The 7,622-nt window shown below is 43.4% G+C and carries 4 protein-coding genes; all 4 read right to left on the bottom strand.

The genetic code is table 11. The features are described from left to right. Positions 1-122: 122 nt before the first annotated feature. The 4 genes from fusA to rpoC all read right to left on the bottom strand — a co-directional run bounded on the left by fusA (position 123) and on the right by rpoC (position 7,573). Complete coding sequence (gene fusA / locus WDB87_RS06010) at positions 123-2,237, bottom strand: elongation factor G (protein WP_286245895.1); 2,115 nt, start codon at positions 2,235-2,237, stop codon at positions 123-125. A 27-nt stretch (positions 2,238-2,264) separates the two neighbouring features. After that, positions 2,265-2,735 carry a 30S ribosomal protein S7 gene (gene rpsG / locus WDB87_RS06005; RefSeq protein WP_004588211.1) on the bottom strand — a complete coding sequence of 157 codons (471 nt, stop codon included), beginning with the start codon at positions 2,733-2,735 and terminating at the stop codon, positions 2,265-2,267. Between the two features lie 97 nt (positions 2,736-2,832). After that, entirely contained in the window at positions 2,833-3,207 is a 375-nt protein-coding gene (rpsL, locus tag WDB87_RS06000) for a 30S ribosomal protein S12 (RefSeq protein ID WP_002958885.1), read from the bottom strand. Positions 3,208-3,400: 193 nt separating this feature from the next. Then, positions 3,401-7,573: a DNA-directed RNA polymerase subunit beta' gene (gene rpoC, locus WDB87_RS05995; RefSeq protein ID WP_286245894.1), complete on the bottom strand. Its 4,173-nt coding sequence runs from the start codon at positions 7,571-7,573 to the stop codon at positions 3,401-3,403. Positions 7,574-7,622: the final 49 nt, after the last annotated feature.

Below are 7,622 nucleotides of genomic sequence, written 5' to 3'. Positions count from 1 at the left end.
GTGGCCGATTGTACCAACGTTTACGTGCGGTTTTACGCGTTCAAACTTTTCTTTTGCCATCTTAAAAAATTCCTAATTAAGAAATTAAAGCCTGACTCACTATTGAGCCAGACAAGCTAAAATCATATAACAGCGCGAGCTGAAATTATTGTATCTGCAACCTGCTTAGAGGCTTCAGCGTACTTCAAAAACTCCATTGAGTAAGAAGCACGACCCTGTGTTGCAGATCGTAAAGCAGTTGCATAACCAAACATTTCAGAAAGAGGAACCTGAGCATTAACTTGCTTAAGTCCACCTATTGCATCTTCCATGCCTTCGATTATGCCGCGACGACGGTTAAGGTCGCCAACTACATCACCCATGTTTGAGTCAGGAGTGATTACTTCAACCTTCATCATTGGCTCTAAAAGAACTGGATCTGCTTTAAGCGCCCCAGCTTTCATTGCCATTGAACCTGCAATTTTAAATGCCATTTCATTCGAGTCTACATCATGGAATGAACCATCATATAAAGTCGCTTTAACGCCAAGTAATGGGTAGCCTGCCAGTACACCTTGAGACATTTGCTCTTGGATACCTTTGTCTACCGCAGGGATAAATTCTTTAGGAACCGAACCACCTACTGTTTCGTTAACGAACTCATAAGTTGGTGCTTCATCATCCGAAATATCCATCGGTTCAAGTTTAACCCAGACGTGACCATATTGACCACGACCACCTGATTGACGTACAAACTTCCCTTCAACTTCAACAGTTGAACGAATAGCTTCTCGATATGCAACCTGCGGCTTACCAACGTTACATTCAACACTGAATTCACGTTTCATACGGTCGACAATGATATCTAGGTGAAGTTCACCCATACCAGAGATTATAGTCTGGCCTGATTCTTCGTCAGTTTGTACACGAAAAGATGGATCTTCTGCGGCTAGTTTACCTAGTGCAATACCCATCTTGTCTTGGTCAGCGATTGTGCGAGGCTCAACCGCAACAGAGATAACTGGCTCTGGGAACTCCATACGCTCAAGCGTAATGATAGAGTTCGGATCACACAGTGTCTCACCTGTTGTTACGTCTTTAAGACCAATAGCTGCCGCAATATCGCCTGCGTAAACTTCTTTGATCTCTTCACGTGAGTTTGAATGCATCTGTACGATACGACCAAATCGCTCACGCTTACTTTTAACTGGGTTATAAACCGCGTCACCCTGTTTAACAGTACCAGAGTAAACACGGAAAAAGGTTAAAGTGCCAACAAACGGGTCTGTTGCAATTTTAAATGCAAGTGCAGCAAACGGCGCTTTATCATCAGCTGGACGTTCTTCCTCAGTTCCATTTTCTAGGATACCTTGGATTTGTTTCACTTGTGTTGGTGCAGGCATGTATTCAACAACACCGTCAAGCACAGCTTGAACGCCTTTGTTTTTAAATGCACTACCACACGTAATGGGAACAATTTCGTTCGCTAATGTACGTTGACGTAAGGCAGATTTAATTTCTGCTTCACTTAACTCTTCACCTTCTAAGTACTTATCCATTAGTTCTTCAGAGGCTTCAGCTGCACTTTCAACTAAATGAGAGTGCCACTCTTCAGCAAGCTCTTGAAGCTCTGCCGGTATTGCCTCATAAGAGAAAGTCATACCCTGGTCCGCTTCGTTCCAGTTAATGGCTTTCATTTTTATAAGGTCAATAACACCTTTAAAGTCGTCTTCAGCGCCAATTGGCAACTGGATTGGAACAGGCGTTGCTCCAAGACGAGATTTCACCTGGCCTACAACCGTTAAAAAGTCAGCGCCCGTGCGATCCATTTTATTTACGAAGATCATTCTCGGAACTTCGTATTTGTTCGCTTGGCGCCAAACTGTCTCAGTTTGCGGCTGTACACCTGATGAAGCACAAAGAACAACTACCGCACCATCAAGTACACGTAAAGAACGCTCTACTTCGATAGTGAAATCTACGTGTCCTGGCGTATCAATAATATTGATACGATGGTCGTCAAATTGCGCGTCCATACCTTTCCAGAAACACGTTGTTGCAGCAGAAGTGATTGTGATACCACGCTCTTGTTCCTGCTCCATCCAATCCATAGTTGCGGCGCCATCATGTACTTCACCGATCTTATGAGAAAGACCCGTGTAGAACAGAACACGTTCTGTTGTGGTGGTTTTGCCTGCATCTACGTGAGCTACTATGCCGATATTACGGTAGCGCTCAAGTGGAGTTGTACGTGCCATATGATCCTCTTAAAGGTTAAGGACAGATTACCAACGGTAATGTGCGAATGCTTTATTCGCTTCAGCCATACGGTGAACGTCTTCACGTTTCTTAACCGCAGTGCCTTTATTATCAGCAGCGTCAACGATTTCTTGAGCTAAACGTAAGCCCATAGATTTTTCGCCACGCTTACGTGCAGCGTCTACTAACCAACGCATACCTAATGCGTTGCGACGTACTGGACGTACTTCAACTGGAACTTGATAAGTTGAACCACCAACACGGCGAGATTTAACCTCTACCTGTGGACGGATGTTATCAAGTGCAGATTCAAAGATTTCTAGGTGCGACTTGCCTGATTTCTCAGCAGCCACGTCTAGCGCACCATAAACAATTTTTTCAGCAGTAGATTTCTTGCCGTCTAACATTACGATGTTAACGAATTTAGCAAGAAGTTCCGATCCGAACTTAGGATCTGGAAGAATTTTACGTTGACCTATTACGCGTCTTCTAGGCATTTTGTATCTCCGGTTTATTCAGGTTTGTCCTTTTGGAACAATCACCCAAAACAATAATTAATAATATTTAGTGCTTGGCCTTACTAACGGAAAACAATTAGCCTTTAGGGCGTTTTGCACCGTATTTAGAACGAGCTTGACGACGGTCGCTAACGCCTGCACAGTCAAGTGCACCACGTACAGTGTGAAAACGCACACCTGGTAAATCTTTAACACGACCACCACGGATTAGGATTACACTGTGCTCTTGAAGGTTATGACCTTCACCACCGATGTATGATGTTACTTCGAAACCGTTAGTTAAACGTACACGAGCTACTTTACGTAACGCTGAGTTTGGTTTCTTAGGTGTAGTTGTATATACGCGAGTACATACACCACGCTTTTGCGGACACGCTTTAAGCGCAGCTGAGTTACTTTTAGTAACCTTGCTACGACGTGGCTTACGCACTAGCTGGTTAATAGTTGCCATTTAAATAGCTCCTGAAATTAAAATTACTACTGAAAAAAATAAAAAAATCCGCCCTTTTTACAAGCTTGTAACATACATGCAAGTAAATGGGTGGCGGAATTTTAATGAGCAAAGTTTAACCTGTCAACCTAAACTCATCGTAAGACAGTAGATAACTGTCTTACGATTAATTAATCTATTGATTAATAAGAGTTTATTGATTTCCAGATAAATCTGCGTTTAGGGCATCAGTTAGTGCTTGAGTTGCCTCTTCCGCACTTACTGTTTGCTCTTCAACAACTTCACTCTGCTTGCGGCGAGCCATACGGTCTTGGTGATACGCAAAGCCAGTACCGGCTGGGATCAGACGACCCACAATTACGTTTTCTTTCAGACCACGAAGCTCATCGCTCTTACCATTCACTGCGGCATCTGTAAGAACACGTGTTGTTTCTTGGAAAGACGCTGCTGAGATGAAAGATTCTGTTGCAAGTGATGCTTTCGTGATACCCATAAGTTGTATTTCAAACTTCGCTGGGATCTTACCTTGTTTTTCAAGGTCACGATTAGCGATATTAACGCGAGCTACTTCAATTTGCTCACCCGCTAAGAACTCAGTATCACCGCCGTCAAGGATGGTACATTTACGTAGCATTTGACGGATAATTGTTTCAATGTGCTTATCATTGATCTTAACGCCCTGCAAACGGTAAACCTCTTGCACTTCGTTAACAATGTAGTTAGCAACATGAGTCACACCACGTAGGCGTAAGATGTCATGTGGTGATTCAGGACCATCGGCGATAACTTCACCTTTAGACACTTGCTCACCTTCAAACACGTTAAGTTGACGCCACTTAGGAATCATTTCTTCGTAATGATCGCCTTCAGCAGGTGTAATAACTAAACGTTTCTTACCTTTAGTTTCCTTACCGAAGCTAATAGTACCTGTGATTTCAGCTAAGATAGCTGGATCTTTTGGCTTACGTGCTTCAAATAAGTCGGCTACGCGTGGTAGACCACCCGTGATATCACGAGTTTTCGAACCTTCTTGCGGAATACGTGCAAGTACGTCACCTGGGTTTGCTGTAACGCCATCTGTCACTTCAATCGTAGTGAATGAAGGTAGACGTGTTTCTTGCAAGCCGCGCTCTTCACTTTCGATGATAAGCTTAGGCTCTTTCGCATTTACTTTAGCAAGGTCTTTAACAACTACACGGGTTAAGCCGGTTAGTTCATCAGTTTGTGCTTCAGTATTCGAGTCATCAACATCGCTGAACGAGATTTTTGACTTATGCTCAAGAACGATTGGGTGACTATGCGGGTCCCAAGTAGCAACGATGTCGTTACCTTGAACTTCTGCATTGTCTTGTACTGTTAGTACCGCACCGTAAGGTACTTTATAACGCTCTTTTTCACGACCGAAGCTATCAATGATAGTGATTTCAGTTGAACGTGAAGTAATTACAATCTTACCGTCGGTATTAAGTACATACTTAGCGTTATGTAGTTTTAACGTACCGTCAGTTTTAACTTGTACATTGTTTTCAGCTGATGCTCTTGATGCCGCACCACCGATGTGGAATGTACGCATCGTAAGCTGTGTACCCGGCTCACCGATTGATTGTGCCGCGATAACACCTACTGATTCACCTGCGTTGATGATATGACCACGTGCAAGGTCACGACCATAACACTTAGCACATACACCAAAGTCGTTATCACAGGTGATAACAGAACGTACGCGAACTTCATCTACTGAGTGCTCTTCTAAGAGGTCACACAGTTTTTCATCAAGCATAACGTTACGCTCTACTAATACAGTGTCTGTATTAGGAATAAGCACAGGCTCAGCGACAACACGACCTAATACACGTTCACGAAGCGCTTCTACAACGTCACCACCTTCAATAAGCGGTTTCATTGTTAAGCCATCTTCTGTGCCACAGTCGTCTTCGTTGATTACCAAATCTTGTGCAACGTCTACTAGACGACGCGTTAAGTAACCTGAGTTAGCTGTTTTAAGTGCTGTATCGGCAAGACCTTTACGCGCACCGTGCGTTGAGATGAAGTACTGTAGTACGTTTAGACCTTCACGGAAGTTAGCCGTGATTGGCGTCTCGATGATTGAACCATCTGGACGTGCCATTAGACCACGCATACCTGCTAGCTGACGGATCTGAGCGGCACTACCACGAGCACCTGAGTCGGCCATCATAAACACTGAGTTAAATGACGGTTGCTCTTCTTCTTCACCTTTAGCATTGATAACCGTGTCTTTTGACAAGTTGGCCATCATTTCACGTGATAAGTTTTCATTTACACGTGACCAGATATCGATAACTTTATTGTACTTTTCACCAGCCGTTACAAGACCTGATTGGAATTGTTGGTTGATTTCAGTTACTTCAGCTTCCGCTGATTCAATGATTGATGCTTTAACTGGTGGGATAACTAAGTCATCGATACCAATTGAAACACCTGACTTCATTGCGTAGTGGAAACCGGTGTACATAACTTGGTCAGCAAACACAACTGTGTCTTTAAGACCTAGACGACGGTAACACTCGTTTAATAAGCCAGAAATCTGCTTTTTACCTAATGCTTGGTTGATTGACTCAAACGGCATGCCTTTAGGTAAAATTAAAGACAGAATTGCACGACCAACAGTTGTGTCGATAAGCGTTACAGTGTCTTCAACAACACCTGCTTCGTTAGTGATTGACTGACTAATACGCACTTTAACGCGCGCGTGAAGTTCTGCGTTACCACTACGGTATGCTTTTTCTGCTTCTTTAGGATCTTTAAATACAATGCCTTCGCCTTTCGCATTAATGCGATCGCGCGTCATGTAGTAAAGACCTAATACAACATCCTGTGAAGGAACGATGATTGGCTCACCATTCGCTGGAGATAGAATGTTGTTAGTAGACATCATTAGTGCACGAGCTTCTAACTGAGCTTCAAGCGTTAACGGTACGTGTACCGCCATTTGGTCACCATCGAAGTCGGCGTTGTAAGCCGCACATACTAATGGGTGTAAATGGATTGCTTTACCTTCAATTAGTACAGGTTCGAACGCTTGGATACCTAAACGGTGAAGTGTAGGTGCACGGTTAAGTAATACTGGGTGTTCACGAATTACTTCGTCTAGTACATCCCATACTTCCGCTACTTCGCGCTCTACCATTTTCTTAGCAGCTTTGATTGTCGTAGCCATGCCGCGACGCTCTAATTTGCCATAAATAAATGGTTTGAATAGCTCAAGTGCCATCTTCTTAGGAAGACCACATTGGTGAAGCTTAAGTGTAGGACCAACCGTGATTACAGAACGGCCAGAGTAATCTACACGCTTACCAAGTAAGTTCTGACGGAAACGACCTTGCTTACCCTTGATCATATCAGCAAGAGATTTAAGCGGACGCTTGTTAGAACCTGTAATTGCACGACCACGACGACCGTTATCAAGTAGCGCATCTACCGCTTCTTGTAACATACGTTTTTCGTTGCGTACGATAATATCTGGTGCAGCTAAATCTAATAGACGTTTAAGACGGTTATTACGGTTAATCACACGACGGTAAAGGTCATTTAGATCAGATGTCGCAAAACGACCACCGTCTAGTGGTACTAATGGACGTAGATCAGGTGGCAATACTGGAAGTACTGTCATGATCATCCACTCAGGGTTATTACCTGATTGGTGGAACGATTCCATTAACTTAAGACGCTTAGTGATCTTCTTACGCTTAGTTTCAGAGTTAATTGTTGGTAACTCTTCACGCATTTCTGCAATTAGTTGGCCAAGATCAAGTTCACGAAGCAAGTCTAATACTGCTTCTGCACCCATCTTCGCTTCAAACTCATCACCGTGCTCTTCAAGTGCATCTAGGTATTCTTCTTCACCTAATAATTGACCACGCTCAAGCGTTGTCATACCAGGCTCAGTTACTACGAATGACTCGAAGTAAAGAACACGTTCAATATCACGAAGTGTCATATCAAGCATTAAGCCAATACGAGACGGTAATGATTTTAAAAACCATATATGTGCTACTGGGCTCGCAAGGTCGATATGACCCATACGATCACGACGCACTTTTGTAAGTGTAACTTCAACGCCACACTTCTCACAGATCACACCACGGTGTTTAAGGCGTTTATATTTACCACATAAACACTCATAATCTTTCACTGGGCCGAAAATACGGGCACAGAATAAGCCATCGCGCTCAGGCTTGAAAGTACGGTAGTTAATAGTCTCAGGTTTCTTTACTTCACCGTATGACCATGAACGAACCATGTCTGGTGAAGCAAGACCAATGCGAATTGCATCGAATTCTTCGGTCTTATTTTGTTGCTTCAGAAACTTAAGTAAGTCTTTCACCTTAGCTCTCCTGTCGGAGTTAATCTTGAGGGCGGATAACCTCGCCCCT

Source organism: Pseudoalteromonas sp. C12FD-1, assembly GCF_037414265.1.
In the GTDB taxonomy this organism is placed as follows: Bacteria; Pseudomonadota; Gammaproteobacteria; order Enterobacterales; family Alteromonadaceae; genus Pseudoalteromonas.
Note: the sequence above shows the minus strand (reverse complement) of the source record. Positions and strands in the feature narration are given on the sequence as shown.

What these genes read in the sequence shown, in the direction of transcription:
- fusA (WP_286245895.1), bottom strand. Translation starts at nt 2,237, where the DNA reads ATGGCACGTACAACTCCACTTGAGCGCTACCGTAATATCGGCATAGTA.
- rpsG (WP_004588211.1), bottom strand. Translation starts at nt 2,735, where the DNA reads ATGCCTAGAAGACGCGTAATAGGTCAACGTAAAATTCTTCCAGATCCT.
- rpsL (WP_002958885.1), bottom strand. Translation starts at nt 3,207, where the DNA reads ATGGCAACTATTAACCAGCTAGTGCGTAAGCCACGTCGTAGCAAGGTT.